17 protein-coding genes are annotated in these 19,329 nt (G+C 69.0%); all 17 read left to right on the top strand.

The features are described from left to right. Positions 1–35: 35 nt before the first annotated feature. The 17 genes from MHY30_RS09265 (at position 36) to MHY30_RS09185 (ending at position 18,868) form a co-directional block, all read left to right on the top strand. The gene (locus tag MHY30_RS09265) at positions 36–797 is read left to right on the top strand and encodes an amino acid ABC transporter ATP-binding protein (RefSeq protein WP_239276601.1); all 762 of its coding nucleotides are present in this window, start codon (positions 36–38) and stop codon (positions 795–797) included. Positions 798–896: 99 nt separating this feature from the next. Then, entirely contained in the window at positions 897–1,805 is a 909-nt protein-coding gene (locus tag MHY30_RS09260; protein ID WP_239276600.1) for a glutamate ABC transporter substrate-binding protein, read from the top strand. A gap of 55 nt (positions 1,806–1,860) precedes the next feature. Next, on the top strand, positions 1,861–2,517 hold the full coding sequence (locus tag MHY30_RS09255) for an amino acid ABC transporter permease (RefSeq protein ID WP_239276599.1): 657 nt from the start codon (positions 1,861–1,863) through the stop codon (positions 2,515–2,517). After that, positions 2,514–3,416 carry an amino acid ABC transporter permease gene (locus MHY30_RS09250; protein ID WP_239276598.1) on the top strand — a complete coding sequence of 301 codons (903 nt, stop codon included), beginning with the start codon at positions 2,514–2,516 and terminating at the stop codon, positions 3,414–3,416. Before MHY30_RS09255 ends, MHY30_RS09250 begins: the two co-directional genes overlap by 4 nt. Before the next feature lie 51 nt (positions 3,417–3,467). Beyond that, a complete protein-coding gene (gene pheS / locus MHY30_RS09245; protein WP_239276597.1) occupies positions 3,468–4,508 on the top strand; it encodes a phenylalanine--tRNA ligase subunit alpha in 1,041 nt (346 codons plus the stop codon). Further along, the gene (gene pheT / locus MHY30_RS09240) at positions 4,508–7,039 is read left to right on the top strand and encodes a phenylalanine--tRNA ligase subunit beta (RefSeq protein ID WP_239276596.1); all 2,532 of its coding nucleotides are present in this window, start codon (positions 4,508–4,510) and stop codon (positions 7,037–7,039) included. The genes pheS and pheT overlap by 1 nt, the downstream gene beginning before the upstream one ends. A 411-nt stretch (positions 7,040–7,450) precedes the next feature. Then, entirely contained in the window at positions 7,451–8,500 is a 1,050-nt protein-coding gene (gene argC / locus MHY30_RS09235) for an N-acetyl-gamma-glutamyl-phosphate reductase (RefSeq protein ID WP_239276595.1), read from the top strand. Beyond that, a complete protein-coding gene (argJ, locus tag MHY30_RS09230; protein ID WP_239276594.1) occupies positions 8,497–9,654 on the top strand; it encodes a bifunctional glutamate N-acetyltransferase/amino-acid acetyltransferase ArgJ in 1,158 nt (385 codons plus the stop codon). The genes argC and argJ overlap by 4 nt, the downstream gene beginning before the upstream one ends. Continuing rightward, entirely contained in the window at positions 9,651–10,553 is a 903-nt protein-coding gene (gene argB / locus MHY30_RS09225) for an acetylglutamate kinase (RefSeq protein ID WP_239276593.1), read from the top strand. The genes argJ and argB overlap by 4 nt, the downstream gene beginning before the upstream one ends. Then, on the top strand, positions 10,550–11,821 hold the full coding sequence (locus MHY30_RS09220; RefSeq protein ID WP_308192655.1) for an acetylornithine transaminase: 1,272 nt from the start codon (positions 10,550–10,552) through the stop codon (positions 11,819–11,821). Before argB ends, MHY30_RS09220 begins: the two co-directional genes overlap by 4 nt. Next, complete coding sequence (gene argF / locus MHY30_RS09215) at positions 11,818–12,741, top strand: ornithine carbamoyltransferase (protein ID WP_239276592.1); 924 nt, start codon at positions 11,818–11,820, stop codon at positions 12,739–12,741. The genes MHY30_RS09220 and argF overlap by 4 nt, the downstream gene beginning before the upstream one ends. Next, on the top strand, positions 12,720–13,886 hold the full coding sequence (locus MHY30_RS09210; protein WP_239276591.1) for a heparan-alpha-glucosaminide N-acetyltransferase domain-containing protein: 1,167 nt from the start codon (positions 12,720–12,722) through the stop codon (positions 13,884–13,886). The genes argF and MHY30_RS09210 overlap by 22 nt, the downstream gene beginning before the upstream one ends. A 9-nt stretch (positions 13,887–13,895) precedes the next feature. Next, complete coding sequence (argH, locus tag MHY30_RS09205) at positions 13,896–15,329, top strand: argininosuccinate lyase (RefSeq protein ID WP_239276590.1); 1,434 nt, start codon at positions 13,896–13,898, stop codon at positions 15,327–15,329. A gap of 45 nt (positions 15,330–15,374) precedes the next feature. Beyond that, positions 15,375–16,022, top strand: coding sequence for a SatD family protein (locus MHY30_RS09200; protein WP_239276589.1), 648 nt, complete (start codon positions 15,375–15,377; stop codon positions 16,020–16,022). Next, the gene (locus tag MHY30_RS09195; protein ID WP_239276588.1) at positions 16,019–16,732 is read left to right on the top strand and encodes a hypothetical protein; all 714 of its coding nucleotides are present in this window, start codon (positions 16,019–16,021) and stop codon (positions 16,730–16,732) included. Before MHY30_RS09200 ends, MHY30_RS09195 begins: the two co-directional genes overlap by 4 nt. Before the next feature lie 49 nt (positions 16,733–16,781). Beyond that, positions 16,782–18,095 carry a tyrosine--tRNA ligase gene (tyrS, locus tag MHY30_RS09190; RefSeq protein WP_239276587.1) on the top strand — a complete coding sequence of 438 codons (1,314 nt, stop codon included), beginning with the start codon at positions 16,782–16,784 and terminating at the stop codon, positions 18,093–18,095. Further along, positions 18,095–18,868 carry a DUF4184 family protein gene (locus MHY30_RS09185; protein WP_239276586.1) on the top strand — a complete coding sequence of 258 codons (774 nt, stop codon included), beginning with the start codon at positions 18,095–18,097 and terminating at the stop codon, positions 18,866–18,868. The genes tyrS and MHY30_RS09185 overlap by 1 nt, the downstream gene beginning before the upstream one ends. Positions 18,869–19,329: the final 461 nt, after the last annotated feature.

Here is a 19,329-nt window from a genome sequence, read left to right as displayed (position 1 = left end):
TGGTTGGCGCCCCGGTCGTCTCATAGGGTGGGGGAATGGCATCCGTTCCCCCGGCGGGCTCTGCGCCCCTCGTCGTCCTGTCTGACGTACAGAAGCACTACGGCCAGTTCCAGGCGCTGAAGGACATCGACCTCTCTGTGGACCGCGGCGAGGTCGTCGTCGTCATCGGACCGTCCGGCTCGGGCAAGTCGACTCTCTGTCGTACGATCAACCGCCTCGAGACGATCACGAGCGGCTCGATCACCATCGACGGCAAAGAGCTGCCGAAAGAGGGGAAGGGGCTTGCCGAGCTGCGCGCCGATGTCGGCATGGTCTTCCAGTCCTTCAACCTGTTCGCCCACCTCACGATCCTCGAGAACGTCACACTCGGGCCGATCAAGGTTCGCAAGATGAAGAAGGCGGATGCCGAGAAAGAAGCGCGCGCACTCCTGGATCGGGTGGGCGTCGGCCATCAGGCCGACAAGCTCCCCGCTCAGCTCTCGGGGGGTCAGCAGCAGCGCGTGGCCATCGCTCGCGCGCTCGCCATGAAGCCCAAGGTCATGCTGTTCGACGAGCCCACCTCGGCCCTCGACCCCGAGATGATCAACGAGGTCCTCGACGTCATGGTCGGCCTCGCGAAAGACGGCATGACGATGATCGTCGTCACGCACGAGATGGGATTCGCGCGCAAGGCCGCGAATCGCGTGGTCTTCATGGCCGACGGCCAGATCGTCGAGCAGGCGACGCCGGAGCAGTTCTTCACGCGACCGGAGTCCGATCGGGCCAAGGACTTCCTCTCGAAGCTCATCACCCACTGACCCCACGGAACGACGACGTTCCGCGGCTCTCACTCCCGGCCGACGCGCCGCACCCTCTGTATCCCCTCCGCACAGCACACGTAATCAAGGAGACATCACATGCGCAAGACACGTCTGCTCGCCGGCGCGAGCATCGTCGCCGCGGGCCTGCTCGCCCTCACGGCCTGCAACAGCGGAAGCCCGGGCACCGCGCCCGGGGCGGACGGTGCCGAGGGCGGCTCGGACTCCTCGCAGCTGTGGGAGGTCGCCTCGGACGTCTCCCTCGACGGCAGCCCCACGTACGAGCGCATGGTCGCCGCTGACAAGGTCGTCGTCGGTGTCAAGGAGGACCAGCCCGGTCTCGGATTCAAGGACCCCATCACGGACGAGCGTGGGGGCTTCGACGTGGAGATCGCGCAGTGGATCGCCGCCTCCCTCGGATTCGATGCCGAGAAGATCGAATACAAGACGATCCCGTCGGCCAACCGCGAGCAGGAGCTCGTCAACGGCAACATCGACTACTACGTCGGCACCTACTCGATCACCGACAAGCGCAAAGAGTCGATCGACTTCGCCGGCCCCTACCTCATCACCGGTCAGGGTCTGCTGGTCGCCGCGGACGACGACAGCATCCAGAGCCCTGACGACCTCGCGGGCAAGATCGTCTGCTCGGTGACCGGCTCGACGCCGCTGCAGCGTATCCGCGACGAGTACGCCCCCGGCGACACCGTCGAGTACGACACCTACACGCAGTGCCTCGAGCAGCTTCGTGCCGGGTCGGTCGACGCGGTCACCACCGACCAGGCCATCCTGGCCGGCTACGTCGCGCAGGAGCCGGAAACCTTCAAGATCGCCGGTGACACCTTCAGCGAGGAGCGCTACGGCGTCGGCGTGCCGAAGGGCGACACGGTTCTGAAGGACCACATCAACACCCTGTTCAACGACGGCGGTGACGTGTGGACGGCGCTGTTCGAGAAGAACCTCGCCCCCGCCGGCATCGAGGGCGAGCAGCCCACCGCCGACGAGTGACCCGTTCGGGGGCGGCGAGGCCGCCCCCGAACTCCTCCCGAGACAAGGACCACGCATGGGTGTCATCACCGACAACCTCGACATCTGGAGCGAAGCGCTCGTCGGCACGCTCGTGCTCTTCTTCGCCGGGGGCGCTCTCGCCCTCGTCCTCGGCATCATCGTGGGCGCGATGCGCGTCTCTCCGGTGCCGATCGCCCGCGGCGTCGGCACGTTCTACGTGAGCGCTATTCGCAACACCCCCCTGACGCTGGTGTTCTTCGCGTTCGTTTTCGCGCTGCCCCCGCTCCTCGGTCTGCGTTTGACCGGTGACGTCTCCCTGACTCTCGGGATTTGCGCGCTGGGCATCTACACGGCCACCTACGTCGCGGAGGCCATCCGATCCGGCGTCAACACCGTCCCCATCGGACAAGCGGAGGCCGCGCGTGCGCTCGGACTGACGTTCGGTCAGGTCATGTCCCTCATCGTCCTCCCCCAGGCATTCCGTTCCGTTATCCCCCCGATGATGAGCGTCTTCATCGCCCTGCTGAAGAACACCACGGTGGCCGCCGGCTTCTCCATCGTCAACCTCGGCTCGGTCCGCAACTACCTGAGCGAGCGCGGGGAGAACGCGTTCGTCGTCATCCTGTGGGTGATGGTCATCTTCGTAGCGCTCGTCCTGCTCCTGTCCTGGCTGCAACGATCGCTCGAGAACCGATGGAGGGTCGCCCGATGAGCAGCGTTCTGTATGACGTCCCCGGTCCCAAGGCGGTCGTTCGCAATCGGATCCTCGGGGTCTTGACGGTCCTGATCGTGTTGGCGATCATCGGCTTCTTCGTGTGGCGCTTGGCCGATACGGGGCAGTTCACCGCGAAGAAGTGGTCGGCGTTCACCTACACGAACGTGTGGGTAAGCATCCTCGACGCCACGCTGGCCACGCTCGCCGCCTTCGGCGCTGCCGCTGTCGGCGCGCTCGCACTCGGGTTCATCCTGGCCATCGGGCGCCTGTCCGACCACGCGTGGGTACGTCGTCCCTTCACGGCCGTCATCGAGGTGTTCCGCGCGATCCCGGTCCTGGTGTTCATGTTCCTGCTGTACTACGGGTTCCCCGTCATCGGCATCCGGATGGAGCCCTACTGGGCCGTCGTCATCGCGCTCGTCTGCTACAACGGTTCGGTGCTCGCGGAGGTCATCCGTGCCGGTGTCGAGTCGCTGCCCAGCGGGCAGTCCGAGGCCGGTTACGCGATCGGTCTCCGCAAGGCCGGGGTCATGCGGCTCATCCTTCTGCCGCAGGCCATCCGGGCCATGATGCCCGTCATCATCGCGCAACTCGTGGTGACCCTGAAGGACACGGCGCTGGGGTTCATCATCACGTATCCGGAGCTGCTGTTCTACGCCAAGTACATCGGTGCGCAGCCGGTGGTGGGGTCGCCGATTGTCCCGGCGACCATCGTGGTCGGTGCGATCTACATCGCCCTGTGCCTTCTGCTGTCCTTCGTCGCGACCCTGGTCGAGAAGCGGCTGCGTCGCTCGCCCCGTGTCACCGGCGTGGCTCCGGCTGCTCCGGTCGCGCAGCAGGGCGGCACCGACACCGCGCTGATCGTCGCTCAGCGCGGCGCACTCGGACGGGATTGAGCCGAGCGACGGGCGGGGGAGTGTCCTCGCCCGTCGGTAGACTCGGGTCTCGTGTCTGACGCACCCGAGATCACCCCTGAGGCCGTCGCCTCCGCCGTCGATGCCGCTCTCGCGGCCGTCGCCGCCGCCGCGACCACGGCCGACCTGAAGGCCGCCCGTACGGCCCACGCCGGAGAGCAGTCGCCGCTGGCGCGGCTCAACGCCCAATTGCGAAACGTCGCCCCCGAGAACAAGGCCGCTTTCGGCAAGCTCGTGGGGCAGGCACGCGGTCGCGTGAACCAGGCGTTCGCCGCCCGCGAGGGCGAGCTGGCCGAGGCCGAGACCGCGGCGCGGCTGGAGGCCGAGCGCGTCGACGTCACGGCGCTGCCCCAGCGCGCGCGTGTGGGTGCCCGGCATCCGATCTCTCTGCTGCAGGAGCAGGTGTCCGACATCTTCGTCGGCATGGGATGGGAGATCGCCGAGGGCCCCGAGCTCGAGCACGAGTGGTTCAACTTCGATGCGCTCAACTTCGACGTCGACCACCCGGCGCGGCAGATGCAGGACACCTTCTTCGTCGACCCGGTCGCCCGCCATCTGGTGATGCGCACGCACACGAGTCCCGTGCAGGTGCGCTCGATGCTCGAGCGCGACCTGCCGATCTACGTCCTGTGTCCGGGGCGTGTGTACCGGACCGACGAGTTCGACGCGACGCACCTCCCGGTCTTCACGCAGTTCGAGGGTCTCGTCGTCGACAAGGGCATCACGATGGCCCACCTCAAGGGCACGCTCGACCACGCCGCGAAGGTCCTGTTCGGGCCCGAGGCCAAGACGCGGTTCCGCGCCAACTTCTTCCCCTTCACTGAGCCAAGCGCCGAGCTCGACCTGTGGCATCCCACGTTCAAGGGCGGGGCGCGCTGGATCGAGTGGGGCGGCTGCGGAATGGTGAATCCCAATGTGCTGCGCGCCGCGGGCATCGACCCCGAGGAGTACTCGGGCTTCGCCTTCGGGATGGGCATCGAGCGCACGCTCATGTTCCGCAGCGATGTGCAAGACATGCGCGACATGGCCGAGGGCGATGTCCGCTTCAGCGAGCAGTTCGGAATGGTGGTCTGATGCGCGTCCCGCTCTCCTGGTTGCGCGAGTACGTCGACGTGCCGGCGGATGCCACGCCCGACGACGTCCTGGCGGCCCTGGTGTCCGTCGGCTTCGAAGAGGAGGACGTGCACCGCTTCGAGCTCACCGGTCCGATCGTGGTCGGCGAGGTGAAGGAATTCACCCCCGAGCCGCAGTCCAACGGCAAGACGATCCGGTGGTGCCAGGTCGACGTCGGCGAGGAGCACGGCGGTGTCCGCGGCATCGTGTGCGGTGCCGCGAACTTCTTCGAAGGCGACAAGGTCGTCGTGACGCTGCCCGGGTCGGTGCTGCCCGGCCCGTTTCCGATCGCCGCCCGCAAGACGTACGGACACGTGTCCGACGGCATGATCGCCTCGGCGAAGGAACTCGGCCTCGGCAACGAGCACTCCGGCATCCTGCGCCTGGTCGATCTCGGCATCGACGCCCCCGTGGGAGCCGATGCGATCGCCCTCCTCGGCCTCGACGACATCGCCGTGGAGATCAACGTCACGCCTGACCGTGGCTACGCCCTGTCGCTGCGGGGCGTGGCGCGCGAGTACGCCCACGCCACGGGAGCGGACTTCCGCGACCCCGGCGCCGGCCATGACGCCGCACGAGAGCGTACGCCCCAGGGTTTCCCGATCACGGTCGACGACGCGGCGCCGATTCGCGGTCGCGTCGGTGCCCGTCAGTTCGTGGTGCGCGTCGTTCGCGACGTGGATGCCTCGCGCCCGACGCCGCCCTGGATGATCACGCGCTTGGCGCTCGCAGGCATCCGCTCCCTCGGTGTCCTCGTTGACATCACGAACTACGTCATGCTCGAGCTCGGGCAGCCCATCCACGGCTACGACCTCGACCGGCTGCAGGGCGGCATCACCGTGCGGCGCGCGACGTCGGGCGAGAAGCTGGAGACCCTCGACGGTCAGCTCCGCACGCTGCACGAGGAAGACCTGCTCATCACCGACGAGTCCGGCCCCATCGGCCTCGCCGGCGTCATGGGTGGCGGCCCGACCGAGATGAGCGCGGAGACGCGTAACGTGCTCATCGAGGCGGCGACCTTCGACCAGGTCTCGATCGCCCGCACCGCCCGTCGGCACAAGCTGCCGTCCGAGGCGTCCCGGCGTTTCGAGCGGGGGGTCGACCCGCTCGTCGCCTTCGTCGCGGCGGAGCGGGTGGCTTCGCTGATGGTCGAGCTCGCCGGAGGCACCCTCGACACCGCGGTGGGAGGATCCCTCGCAGACGCCTATACGCGCGAGGCGGTCACGCTGCCCGCCGGCTTCGTGCCCGGGCTGATCGGCGTGGACTACACCGACTCCGAGGTCGAGGACGCGCTGCGCCTGATCGGCTGCACGGTCGAGACGAACGAGAGCGGCTGGTCGGTCATTGCCCCGTCGTGGCGTCCCGACCTCACCGACAAGTGGACGCTCGCCGAAGAGGTGGCGCGTATCGAGGGGTACGACCGCATCCCGTCGGTGCTCCCCACTCCGCCCTCGGGCCGAGGGCTCACGTCGGCGCAGCAGGGTCGGCGGCGCGTGAGCAACGCGCTGGCCGCCGCAGGATTCGTCGAAACCCCGTCGTTCCCCTTCACCACGGCGGAGCAGAACAACCTCCACGGCTCGCCCTCCGGTGAGTCTTTGCCGAGCGTCAAGCTCGCCAACCCGCTCGACGGGCTCGCGCCCTTCCTGCGCCGCTCGCTCGTCCCGGGTCTGCTCCAGGTCGCCCACCGCAACGTGTCCCGCGGCATCGTCGACCTCGCGGTGTTCGAGACGGGCACCGTGTTCCTCCCGAAGCCCGGTGTGCAGTACGGCACGGCCTCGGTGCCGCCGCTCGCGGTGCGGCCGGATGCCGCCACGCTGACGGCCCTGGATGCCTCGATCCCGCCGCAGCGTCGGCACGTGGCCGTTCTGCTGACGGGCCACCTCGTGCCCAAGCAGCCGGGGCAGGCGGCCGTGGCCGCCGACCTGGCCGACGCGGTGGACGCGGTCCGCGTGCTCGCCGGTGCGGCCGGTGTCGACGTCGCTCTCGTGCAGGCGCAGCGCGCGGCGCTGCATCCCGGACGAACGGCTCGTGTGCTCGTCGGCGGCGCCGATGTCGGTTACGTCGGCGAACTCCTGCCGACCGTCGCCGCCGCGGCCGACCTGCCGGGACGAGTCCTCGTGGCCGAGCTCGACCTCGACGCGATCCTCGAGCGTGCCGAGGCGCGTGTGGTCGCGGCATCCCTGTCGGGATTCCCGGCGGCGACGCAGGATGTGTCGGTCGTGGTTCCGGTAGGGGTGGCGGCGGGCGATGTGCGCGCGGCGCTCCTCGAGGGCGCGGCGCCCCTCGTCGAAGGAGCCCGACTCGTCGACGATTATCGCGGACCCGGTGTGGACGAGGGGGCGAAGAGCCTCACGTTCGCGCTGCGCTTCCGTGCGCCCGACCGCACGCTGACCGCCGCGGAGGCATCGGATGCCAAGCGGGCCGGCGTTGCGGTGGCATCCGAGCGATTCGGTGCGGTGCTGCGCGACGGCGAGCACTCCGCAAGCGAGTAGGTCCAGGCAGGGGCAGGCGCTCGTCGACGGACATGCGCCTGCCCTCATCGCCGGCGAGGGGGCAGTCGGAAGTGGCCGGAGATGAGGGCAGGTGCGAACAGCATACCCCCACTTTGTCCCCCAAATGGGGGACAGGCTGAAAGAACACTTTGAGGCTTGCCGCGCCGGCGTCGTCCGCGCGCAACCGCGCGTCGGATTTGCTCCCGTCCACGCCGGGCCGATACTCTCGCGGAATGTCGTCGATCGTCGTTCGCAACGAGGAGCTCTCCGTGAGCACCGTTGCCGTGCGTCGACGTCGGGTCGCACGCCGAGTTTCGGCGACCTCGTAACCCGCCGTCGGTCGGGCATGCGGGCGTCGCCGCCCCGGTTCGCGCTGATTCCAGCCACAGCCCCGACTCCTAAGGTGGATCCATGACCCTCTCGGTCGCCGTCTCCGGCGCCTCCGGCTATGCGGGCGGCGAGATCCTTCGCCTGCTCGCCGACCATCCCGACGTCGAGATCCGCACCGTCACCGCGCACTCCAGCGCCGGACAGTCGCTGATCTCTCACCAGCCGCACCTGCGCTCGCTCGCTCACCTCGAGCTGCAGCCGACCACTCCGGAGGTGCTGGCCGGCCACGACGTGGTGTTCCTCGCGCTGCCGCACGGACAGTCGGCGGCGTACACCGAGGCGCTGGGTGACGCGCCGCTCGTCATCGACGCGGGCGCAGATCACCGGCTCGTCTCGTCCGCGGATTGGGCGGCGTTCTACGGTGGAGACCACGCCGAGCCGTGGGCCTACGGCGTCCCGGAGCTCCCCGTGGGGACAGGGAAGCAGCGCGACATTCTTCGGGCGGCGACCCGCATCGCCGCCCCGGGCTGCAACGCCTCGACGGTGTCGCTCTCGTTCGCGCCGGGTGTGGCGGCAGGGGTGATCGACCCGGGCGACATCGTCTCGGTGCTCGCGGTGGGTCCGAGCGGTGCGGGCAAGGCAGCGAAGACCAACCTTCTCGCGAGTGAGATCCTCGGCACCGCCAATCCGTACGCCGTGGGCGGCACCCACCGGCATATCCCCGAGATCCGGCAGGCGCTCGCCGCCGCCGGGGCACCGGTCGACGGCATCCGGATCTCCTTCACCCCCGTGCTCGTTCCCATGGCGCGCGGCATCCTCGCGACCTCGTCTGCGCCCATCCGGGACGGGGCCACGGATGCCGAGATCCGCGCCGCGTGGGAGAGCGCGTATGCCGGCGAACCCTTCGTGGAACTGCTCCCCGCGGGGGTGTTCCCCCGCACGGCCGATGTGCTGGGTGCGAACGTGGCGTCCCTCGGGCTGGCGATCGACCGCGCGGCGAACCGCGTCGTGGTCGTCGCGGCCGTCGACAATCTGGTGAAGGGCACCGCGGGCGCTGCGGTGCAGTCCATGAACATCGCGCGGGGCATCCCCGAGACGACCGCGCTTCCGATGAACGGAGTCGCCCCGTGAGCGTGACCGTCCCCGCAGGTTTCGAAGCGGCCGGCGTCGCCGTCGGACTGAAGTCCACCGGCGCCCGCGATGTCGCCGTCGTGGTCAATCGTGGTCCGCTCAAGGTCGGAGCCGCCGTCTTCACCTCCAACCGCGCGAAGGCGAATCCCATCCTGTGGTCGGAGCAGGTCGTCCGCGACGGCGTGGTCGAGGCGGTCGTCCTCAACTCCGGTGGGGCGAACTGCTTCACCGGATCGTTCGGATTCCAGACCACGCACCAGACCGCCGAACGTGCGGCGGAACTCCTCGGCGTGGGGGCGGGCGATGTCGTCGTCTGCTCGACGGGGTTGATCGGCACGGGCGATGAGGTCTTCCGCGCCAAGGTGCTCGACGGCGTGGAGAAGGGTGTCGCGGCGCTCTCCGCGGACGGTGGTGACGACGCTTCGCTGGCGATCATGACCACCGATTCCCGCCCGAAGCGCGCCGAGCACCGCGGTGAGGGGTGGAGCATCGGCGGAATGGCCAAGGGTGCCGGGATGCTCGCGCCCGGCCTGGCGACGATGCTCGTCGTCCTCACCACCGACGCGGTCCTCGACGCTGCCGCGGCCGATGCGGCCCTCCGTGCCGCGACGCGGGTGAGCTTCGATCGCCTCGACTCCGACGGCTGCATGTCGACGAACGACCAGGTGACACTGATGGCCAGCGGCGCCAGCGGCATCCGCGTGGATGCCGACGACTTCACCGCCGCGCTGACCGCGGTGTGCGACGACCTTGCCGCGCAGTTGCAGGGCGACGCCGAGGGCGCGAGCCACGACATCACGATCCGCGTCGTGGGGGCGGCGTCCGAGGATGACGCCGTCGAGGTGGGGCGGTCGATCGCCCGGAACAACCTCTTCAAGGCGGCCATCTTCGGCAATGACCCGAACTGGGGTCGCGTCCTCGCGGCGATCGGTACGACGGATGCCGCCTTCGACCCCTACGACGTCGACGTGTGGATGAACGGCGTGCGCGTGTGCACCGCGGGCGGTCCGGACCGTCCCCGCGAGGAGGTCGACCTGTCCCCTCGCGCCACCGACCTCGTCGTCGACCTGCGCGTCGGCGAGGCCACAGCCACCATCCGCACGAACGACCTCACGCACGACTACGTCCACGAGAACAGCGCCTACTCCTCATGAGCGATATCGACATCCAGGACACCGATCCAGCCGCCGCAAGCGAACGGGCGGTGACTCTCGTCGAGTCGCTGCCGTGGGTGCGCAAGTACCGCGACCAGGTGGTGGTGGTGAAGTACGGCGGAAACGCGATGGTCAGCGACGAACTGCAGGACGCATTCGCCGCCGACATCGCCTACCTGCGCTACGTCGGCGTCAAGCCCGTCGTGGTTCACGGTGGCGGGCCGCAGATCTCGTCGATGCTCAACCGGCTCGACATCCCGAGCGAGTTCCGCGGCGGGTATCGCGTCACCTCCACCGAGGCGATCGGGGTGGTCCGCATGGTGCTGACGGGACAGATCAACCCTCAGTTGGTCGCCAAGGTCAACGCCCACGGACCTCTCGCGACCGGCTTGAGCGGAGAGGACGCCGGACTGTTCGGCGGGCGTCGTCGCGGGGTCGTCGTCGACGGCGTCGAGCACGACCTGGGGCGCGTGGGAGACGTCGTCACCGTCGACCCGCAGCCGGTGCTCGACCATCTCGCTGCCGGGCGCGTGCCGATCGTCTCGAGCATCGCACCCGACCTCGACCATCCGGGTGCCTCGCTGAATGTCAACGCGGATGCCGCGGCGGCGGCGCTCGCGATCGCCCTCAAGGCGGCGAAGCTCGTGGTCCTCACCGATGTGCCAGGGCTCTACGCCGACTGGCCCAACCGTGACTCGCTCGTGTCGCACCTGACGTCGACGGAGCTGCGCGCGATGGTTCCGCGACTGGAATCGGGGATGATTCCCAAGATGCAGGCCTGCCTCGACGCCGTCGACGGGGGAGTGCCCACCGCAGCCATCATCGACGGTCGCGTACCGCACTCGGTGCTCGTCGAACTGTTCACCAGCAAGGGAATCGGAACGGAGGTGGTCGCGTGAACGCGGACACGACTCAAGAGACGGTCGGTACGCGCGCGCCCGCGTGGCAGGAGGACGCGGGGCGCGACCTCGTGCGCAGCTTCGGCGACCGGATGGCCCTGTTCGTGCGCGGCGAGGGCGCGTACGTGTGGGACGACGGCGGCAAGAAGTATCTGGACTTCCTCGCCGGGATCGCCGTCGACGCGCTCGGCCACGCCCACCCGACGTTCGTCGAGGCGGTGTCCGCGCAAGCGGCGACGCTGGTGCACGTCTCGAACTACTTCGCCACTCCTCCGCAGCTGGCACTCGCCGCACGGCTGAAGCGGCTGGCCGGTACCGGCGAGTCCGGGCGCGTGTACTTCGCCAACTCCGGCGCCGAGGCGAACGAGGCGGCCTTCAAGCTCGCGCGTCTCCACGGGCGCGGCACGGAACGCACTCGCATCCTGGCTCTCAAGGGCGGTTTCCACGGTCGGACGATGGGCGCTCTCGCGCTCACGGGCAAGCCGGCGCTGCAGGCCGACTTCCTCCCGATGATTCCCGGGGTCGAGCACATCGACGCCACGATCGAGGCGCTCGAGGCCGCCGTCGACGGCACGGTCGCGGCGTTCATCGTCGAGCCGATCCAGGGCGAGGCGGGTGTGGTCGAGCTTCCCGCGGGTTATCTCGAGGCGGCGCGCGAGATCACGGCACGTCACGGTGCGCTGCTCATCGTCGACGAGATCCAGACCGGCGCCGGGCGAACGGGCGAGTGGTTCGCGTTCCAGCACGCCGGCATCGTCCCGGATGCCATCACCGTCGCCAAGGGCATCGGAGGTGGGTTCCCGATCGGTGCTCTCATCACCTTCGGTGCCGCCAGCGAGCTCTTCTTCCCGGGCACGCACGGGTCGACCTTCGGGGGCAACGCTCTGGGGACGGCGGTCGCCGGTGCCGTGCTGCAGGAGATCGAGTCGGCGGGACTCGTCGGCAACGCTGCCCGCCGGGAAGCGCAGCTGCGCGAGGGCATCGCGTCCCTCGGTTCCTCGCTCGTGCAGGGTGTCCGCGGCCGTGGGCTGCTGCTGGGCGTCGAGCTCACGCACCCCGTGGCGAAGGCTGTGGTGGCTGCCGCGCAGCAGCACGGTCTCATCGTCAACGCGGCCAACGACGAGACCATCCGTCTGGCCCCGCCCCTGACCATCGGGGATGCCGAGGTGGCCGAGTTCCTCGCGTTGCTCGGCGCGGCTCTGGCTACCGTGTCAGATGCGCTCGTCATCGACGAGCCCGCCACCGTGACCGAGGGACTGCCCGCATGACCCGCCACCTGTTGCGCGACGACGATCTCACCCCCGCCGAGCAGGCCGAGATCCTCGACCTCGCCCTCGAGCTCAAGAAGGACCGGTGGGCGCAGAAGCCGTTGGCCGGTCCGCAGACGGTGGCCGTCATCTTCGACAAGTCGTCGACGCGCACGCGCGTGTCTTTCGCGGTCGGCATCGCCGATCTCGGCGGTTCGCCGTTGATCATCTCGACGGCCAACAGCCAGCTCGGTGGTAAAGAGACCCCGTCCGACACCGCGCGCGTCCTCGAGCGGCAAGTCGCCGCGATCGTCTGGCGCACCTACGCACAGGCCGGTCTCGAAGAGATGGCCCGCGGCACCCGCGTTCCCGTCGTCAACGCCCTGAGCGATGACTTCCACCCGTGCCAGTTGCTCGCCGACCTGCTCACCATCCGCGAGCACAAGGGCGACTTGGCCGGTCTCACGCTGTCGTTCTTCGGTGACGGCCAGAGCAACATGGCGCATTCGTACGTCCTGGCCGGAGTCACCGCGGGAATGCACGTGCGCGTCGCCTCCCCGGCCGACTACGCGCCCCGCGCCGACGTCATCGCGGATGCCGAGCGCATTGCGGCGGAGACGGGTGGGTCGGTGACGTTGACGACCGACCCGGAGGCCGCGGCATCCGGTGCGGACGTCGTCGTCACCGACACGTGGGTCTCGATGGGCAAGGAAGAGGAGAAGATCGCTCGTATCCGTGATCTCGGCGGTTTCAAGGTGACCACCGACCTCATGGCGCGCGCGGACGAGAAGGCGATCTTCATCCACTGCCTCCCGGCGGATCGTGGCTACGAAGTGGACGCCGAGGTCATCGACGGCCCACAGAGCGTGGTGTGGGACGAGGCCGAGAACCGGCTGCACGCCCAGAAGGCGCTGCTGGTGTGGCTGTTGCGACAGGACTGATCGCGCGGGCGCGGCGGGCCTGGAACCGCTTCGACGGTCCCGGGCGGCTTGCGGGCGTCGACCTGGCTCGAGGGCTCGCCGTGCTGGGGATGCTGGCCGCGCATCTGGTGACCATCGACCCGTTCCTCGCCGACGACCCCGCGACGTGGCTCGACGTGGTCAATGGTCGCTCGTCGATCCTGTTCGCCACGCTGGCCGGCCTGTCGATCGCGCTCGTGAACGGCGGCGTCGTCCCCTTGGCCCGACGGGCGCGGCCACGCGCGGCCGCGCGTCTTGCGATGCGGGGGGCCTTGCTGTGGGTCATCGGCGTGCTGCTGGTGATGACGGGCGTGCCGGTCTACGTCATCCTGCCGGCGTACGCGGTGCTGTTCGTTCTTTCTCTGCCGTTCCTCGGCATGCGCGCGCGCGGACTTCTCGTCTCGGCGGCGATCGCGGCCGCGGTCATGCCGTGGACGTTCCCGTTGCTCGACGAAGCGCCGGTCTGGAGCGGACTCGGGGGAGAGGAGCTGCAGGCGCTCGTCGGCTGGGCGTACCCCTTTCCGGTGTGGATCGCGTTCCTGTTGGCCGGAATGGGCCTCGGCCGGCTCGATTTGCGTCGCCTACCGGTGCAGCTGGGCACGACTGCCGCAGGCGCCGCGCTGTGCACCTTCGGGTACGGAGTCGCGATCGTCAGCGGCCCCGCGGTCGCCGCGCAGAGCCCGTATCTCGCCGCGGTGTGGACCGCAGAGGCGCATTCGTCCGGACTGTGGGAGGTCGTCGGCTCCGGGGGCTTCGCGGTTGCGGTCATCGGTCTGAGCCTGCTGCTGTGCCGGACACCTCTGCGGTGGGTCGTCATCCCGATCCGCGCCGTGGGCTCCCTGCCTCTCACGGCGTACGTGGTGCAGATTCTGGTGTGGGCGGTGTTCGCCGCGATCGTGCTCGGCGACACCTCCGATCTCTACGGCGTCCGCGACACCGGGTTGTTCCTTCCGTTGACGCTCGGACTCGTCATCGGTTGCACGGTCTGGGCGCTGCTGATCGGCCGCGGGCCGCTGGAACGGGCGATCGACGGCGTCGTACGCCGGGTCGTGGGCGCGGGCGATCCCTCGGATGCCACGCCCCGAGGAGGGCCGGACCGCCCCGGTGGTGTCGGCCGCCCTCGCTAGGCTGGACCCATGAGCAGCGACACCACCGCGGGTACGAACGAGGGCGCCTTGTGGGGCGCCCGATTCTCGGGTGGTCCCTCGCCCGAGCTGGCGGCGCTGAGTCGCTCGACGCACTTCGACTGGGACCTCGCGCTGTACGACATCGCCGGCTCGCACGCGCACGCTGCGGCGCTGGAGTCGGCGGGCTACCTCTCCGCCGACGAGGCGCGCGACATGCACGTCGGGCTCGACGAGGTGGCCGATCGTGTGCGTGCCGGCACTCTGGTCGCGGCTCCGAGTGATGAGGACGTGCACGGCGCCCTCGAGCGCGTCCTCATCGAAACGGTCGGTCCCGCTCTCGGCGGCAAGCTCCGGGCCGGACGCAGTCGCAACGACCAGATCGCGACCCTCGTGCGCCTGTACCTGCTGGATCATTCGCGCACCATCACGCGAGAGCTGCTGCGTCTGATCGACGCGCTGGTGTCGCAAGCGGCCGCCCATGACTCGGCCATCATGCCCGGCCGCACGCATCTGCAGCACGCGCAGCCCGTCCTGCTCGCCCACCACCTGCAGGCCTATGGATGGGCGCTCGTGCGGGGGATCGAGCGACTGCGGGACTGGTCTGCGCGCGCGTCCGTCTCGCCCTACGGCGGCGGTGCGCTCGCCGGGGCGACGCTCGGACTCGATCCCCAGCTCGTCGCCGACCGCCTCGGTCTCGCGCGTCCCGCGGAGAACTCCCTCGACGGCACGGCGTCTCGCGACGTGGTGGCCGAGTTCGCTTTCGTCGCGGCCATGATCGGTGTGGATCTCTCCCGGCTCGCAGAAGACATCATCCTGTGGAACACGCGCGAGTTCGGGTTCGTCACGCTCGACGACGCCTACTCGACGGGTTCGAGCATCATGCCGCAGAAGAAGAACCCCGACATCGCCGAGTTGGCTCGGGGCAAGGCGGGCCGCTTGATCGGCAACCTCTCGGGGCTTCTGGCGACGCTCAAGGGGCTTCCGCTCGCGTACAACCGTGACCTCCAAGAAGACAAAGAGCCGGTCTTCGACTCGGTGCGCACCCTCGAGGTCGTCCTGCCGGCATTCTCGGGCATGATCTCCACGCTGCAGTTCCACACCGATCGCATGGCCGACCTGGCTCCGCAGGGCTTCTCTCTTGCGACGGATGTTGCGGAGTGGCTGGTGCGCCAGGGGGTGCCGTTCCGCGATGCTCATGAGATCTCCGGCGCCCTCGTCCGGGCGTGCGAGGAGCGGGGGATCGGCCTCGAGCAGGCTGATGACGGGCTGCTGGCATCCATCGATCCGGCGCTGACTCCTCAGGTGCGTGAGGTCCTGACGATCCAGGGCTCCGTGGGAAGCCGGACGGGTGTGGGAGGGACGGCGCCGGAACGCGTATCCGAGCAGCGATCTGAGCTGATCGCGCGTGCTCAGTCCGCCGCGCACGCCGTCGGCCTCAAATAAGCTAAACGCTTATAATTTGACTCGCATAAGTCATACACTGATCGCATGGTCGCCGTCGTCATCGCCGATATCGTCCGCTCGCGCGAGCTGGACGACCGTGCGGGAGCGCAGCGCGCCATCGCGTCGGCGATCACCCGCGTCGAACGCGACGCGCCCTTGGCGATCGTGCCGCTGACGGCCGTCGTCGGCGACGAGCTCCAAGCCGAATACGACAGCATGGCGGACGCGGCGGCGTCGATCCTGCTCATCCGCCTGGCTCTGCCCGACGGCGTCGACTGCCGGTTCGGGGTGGGCGTCGGCGAGGTCCGACCGGTCGAGCTGGGTGACCGGGTGATTCCCGAGGGGCCCGGGTGGTGGGCGGCGAGAGCAGCGATCGAGCGAGTGGAGACGATGCAGCAGCGGATCGCCCCGCTGGCACGGACATGGTTCGAGAGCGCCCCGACCGCCGATGCGTCGACGAGGCAGAGCATCGCTCTCGCGAACGCCTATGCGCTGGCGCGTGATCAGCTGGTGTCGTCGATGAGCGAGCGGACGCGTCGCCTGACGTACGGGCGATGCGTCGGTCGATCGCAGCGCGATCTGGCCGCCGACGAGGGCGTCACGCAATCCGCGGTGTCTCAGGCCTTGGCATCCGCCGGTTCCGCCGCCGTGGTCGAGGGGTTCTTCGCCCTCCGAGCGGGAGCCACCCCGTGATCGCGGCGGGCCTGCTTCTGCTGGCCGTCGGCGGGGTCGACCTCGTGCGTCGCCTGATCCTCCGCCGCCGCGCGGTCGCCTTCGCGGTGGCGGGCATCGCGCTCGTGGCGCTGTCGATCGGAGCGGATGCCGTCGTCGCCGGCATCCTCGCGGTCGCCGTCGCGGCGATCTGGACGTGGCTGGTGCCGGAGGCCGGCTCGGCGCGGACGGGGCTCTGGCCGGTCGGCCTGCTCGGAGCGGCCGTCGCCGCATGCGTGGTCGCCGCGCCGGCACGCGCGCGACCGGGCATCCTGGGCGCGGTGTGGGACGCCTACGGCCCCCGCGCGGAGGTGTCTCTCGACGTCGTTCTGCTGGTCGCCGGCTGCGTGCTGTTCCTTCTGGAATCCGGTAACGCCGTCGTCCGGATCGCTCTGAGGGCCGAGATGGGGGAGCGAGTTCTCCCGACGTCGGGTGACGCACCGACCACCCTGAAGGGCGGACGGCTCATCGGCCCTCTCGAACGCATCCTCGTGTTCGCCCTGACCCTGGCGGGCGCGTACACGCTTCTGGCCGCGGTGCTCGCGGCGAAAGGGATCGTCCGCTTTCCCGAGATCTCGCGTGACGGCGAAGGCGGCGATCGAGCCGAGTACTTCCTCATCGGCAGTCTCGTCAGCTGGGTGACAGCACTGGCCGCGGCATTCGTCGTCTGGTGGGGAGTGCAGGGCGGGTGAACAGCCCTCGGCATCCGGGCTCACCCGCCGCCGCTGATAGCCTGAGAAGGTGTCCACGCCCATCGACGATGCCTCCGTTCGTGCCCTCGATCCCGTGAACGATCCGACGTTCGCGTCGGTGTGGGACGAGCTGGTCTGGCGCGGACTGATTCACGTCTCGACCGATCAGGACGAGCTGCGCGACCTGTTGTCAGGGCCGCCGATCGTCTTCTACTGCGGCTTCGACCCGACGGCGCCGAGCTTGCACCTCGGGAACCTGGTCCAGTTGCTGACGATGCGTCGGCTCCAGCTGGCCGGTCATCGGCCGCTCGGCCTCGTCGGAGGTTCCACGGGCCTGATCGGTGACCCGCGTCCGACCGCCGAGCGCACGCTCAACACTCCCGAGACCGTGGCGGCGTGGGTCGACCGCCTCCGCGCGCAGGTGGAGCGGTTCCTGACCTTCGAGGGCGACAATGCCGCGCGGATGGTCAACAATCTCGACTGGACCGCGCCGCTGAGCGCCATCGACTTCCTCCGCGAGATCGGCAAGCATTTCCGCGTCGGCACGATGCTGAAGAAGGATGCCGTCAGCGCGCGCCTGAACTCCGAGGCGGGCATCAGTTACACCGAGTTCAGCTACCAGATCCTCCAGGGCATGGACTACCTCGAGCTGTACCGCGCCTACGGGTGCGTGCTGCAGACCGGGGGGAGCGACCAGTGGGGCAACCTCACCAGCGGCACCGATCTGGTGCGCCGCGTCGAGGGCGTCTCGGTGCATGCCATCGGCACGCCGTTGATCACGAACAGCGACGGGACGAAGTTCGGCAAGAGCGAGGGCAACGCGATCTGGCTGGATGCCGAGATGTGCAGCCCGTGGACGATGTACCAGTTCTGGCTCAACACCGACGACCGCGATGTCATCGACCGGCTGAAGGTGTTCACGTTCCTCACGCGGGCAGAGATCGACGAGTACTCCCGACGGGTTGCCGAGGAACCCTTCCGGCGGGCCGCGCAGAAGAGGCTGGCGCGCGAGGTGGTGACCACCGTCCACGGCTCTGAGGCCACCGAGGCCGTCATCGCCGCCACGGAGGCGCTGTTCGGGCAGGGTGATCTGACGGCCCTTGATGCCGCGGTCCTGCGCAGCGCGCTCGACGAACTGCCGCACGCCGCTGTGGCTCCCGGCGCGACGGTGGTGGAGGCGCTGACGGCGACGGGCCTCGTCAGCAGTTCGAGCGAAGCCCGGCGAGCGATTGCCCAGGGGGGAGTGTCCCTCGACGGCGCCAAGGTGACCGCCGACGACACGGTCGTGCGAGGGTCGCTGCCCGGAGGCGTCTCCGTCCTCCGGCGGGGCAAGAAGACGCTCGCCGGAGTGTTCCTCGGCTGATGCCCTTCACGCCAAGCCATGCCGTCGTCGCACTTCCCTTCGTGCGCACGCGGCTGGTGCCGGCGGCCGTCGCCGTGGGGGCGATGACCCCCGACCTGCCTCTCTTCGTTCGCGGCATGGTTCCCGATTACACGATGACGCACAACCCGATGTGGCTTCCGGTGACGACGATCGTGGCCTTCGGGTTGCTGCTGGTGTGGCGGTGTGCCCTCCGCCCCGCGGCGCGCGAGCTCGCCCCGCTCCCCGTCGCGGCGCGTCTGCCGGAGCAGTGGGATGCCGGCGCCTCGGCTGCGTTGCGGGAAACGATTGGGGCGGGAGCCTCCGCCCGTGTGTGGCTTGTGGTGTCCCTCGTTCTCGGTGTGGCCACGCACATCGCCTGGGATCTCCTCACGCACGAGGGGCGAGCGGGCGTCCGACTCTTTCCTGTCCTCGAACAATCGTGGGGACCGCTCCCGGCGGTGAAGTGGCTGCAGCACGCGTCGAGCGCCTTCGGGCTGCTGGTGATCTTCGTGTTCGCGGTGGTGTGGCTGGTCCGACGATCGCCGACGCCGATCGTGCGGTCCGTGCCGGGTGTCGTGCGGGTGGTGTGGTGGATCTCGCTGCCCTGTGCGCTTCTGCTGGCCAGCGGCCTCGCTCTCGCGGTGAGTGGCGGGTTCGACGCGGACTTCACCCCCACCCACGTGATCTACGGAGTCCTGACCAAGGTCGCGACCGCCTGGGCCGTCGCCACCGTCGCGCTCGCCCTCGTCATTCAGGTGCGCCGTCGACGCTAGTTCCGCGTGTTTCCGCGGGTGGGGGTGTGCGACACGCCCGGGGTGTGGGGTGGATTGGACGGATGGGTGGGATCCGCGTAACTTATTACTTGTTCGCCCCACAGGGGAGAGCGGAGCGGCCGGAAGGCCCCGCGTCCTCTCAAGCGGTGAACCACCCCGATCAGAACTTGTGAGCTTCGGCTTCCTGGTCTACGATAGGGATTCGCCACTCGGCACTTGTCCTCCATGACTGAACCTCTGGTTCGCTGTGTTTGGGACGTGTTCGTGTGGCCATAAGGTAGTGAAGTTGCCTCATGGGTACGGTCTTTTGGGCTGGTTCTGTGGGTGCGTCCGTTCCTTGAGAACTCAACAGCGTGCACTTGTCAAATGCCAATTTTTTCCTCGTCGGGCCTTCGGGTCTGGTGAGAATTCCTTTGGATCAAAGTCCAACCCTTTTGGGGTTGGCATCTGGATAGTCAGTT

Source organism: Microbacterium sp. ACRRU, assembly GCF_022346945.1.
Classification (GTDB): domain Bacteria; phylum Actinomycetota; class Actinomycetes; order Actinomycetales; family Microbacteriaceae; genus Microbacterium; species Microbacterium mcarthurae.
The sequence above is the reverse complement of the archived record's forward strand: the minus strand, read 5'-3'. Positions and strand labels throughout refer to the sequence as shown.

Coding starts and splice junctions, on each gene's coding strand:
- pheT (WP_239276596.1), top strand. CDS start 4,508: ATGCGCGTCCCGCTCTCCTGGTTGCGCGAGTACGTCGACGTGCCGGCG.
- argF (WP_239276592.1), top strand. CDS start 11,818: ATGACCCGCCACCTGTTGCGCGACGACGATCTCACCCCCGCCGAGCAG.
- argH (WP_239276590.1), top strand. CDS start 13,896: ATGAGCAGCGACACCACCGCGGGTACGAACGAGGGCGCCTTGTGGGGC.
- argC (WP_239276595.1), top strand. CDS start 7,451: ATGACCCTCTCGGTCGCCGTCTCCGGCGCCTCCGGCTATGCGGGCGGC.
- MHY30_RS09255 (WP_239276599.1), top strand. CDS start 1,861: ATGGGTGTCATCACCGACAACCTCGACATCTGGAGCGAAGCGCTCGTC.
- MHY30_RS09250 (WP_239276598.1), top strand. CDS start 2,514: ATGAGCAGCGTTCTGTATGACGTCCCCGGTCCCAAGGCGGTCGTTCGC.
- argB (WP_239276593.1), top strand. CDS start 9,651: ATGAGCGATATCGACATCCAGGACACCGATCCAGCCGCCGCAAGCGAA.
- MHY30_RS09265 (WP_239276601.1), top strand. CDS start 36: ATGGCATCCGTTCCCCCGGCGGGCTCTGCGCCCCTCGTCGTCCTGTCT.
- MHY30_RS09185 (WP_239276586.1), top strand. CDS start 18,095: ATGCCCTTCACGCCAAGCCATGCCGTCGTCGCACTTCCCTTCGTGCGC.
- MHY30_RS09260 (WP_239276600.1), top strand. CDS start 897: ATGCGCAAGACACGTCTGCTCGCCGGCGCGAGCATCGTCGCCGCGGGC.
- MHY30_RS09200 (WP_239276589.1), top strand. CDS start 15,375: ATGGTCGCCGTCGTCATCGCCGATATCGTCCGCTCGCGCGAGCTGGAC.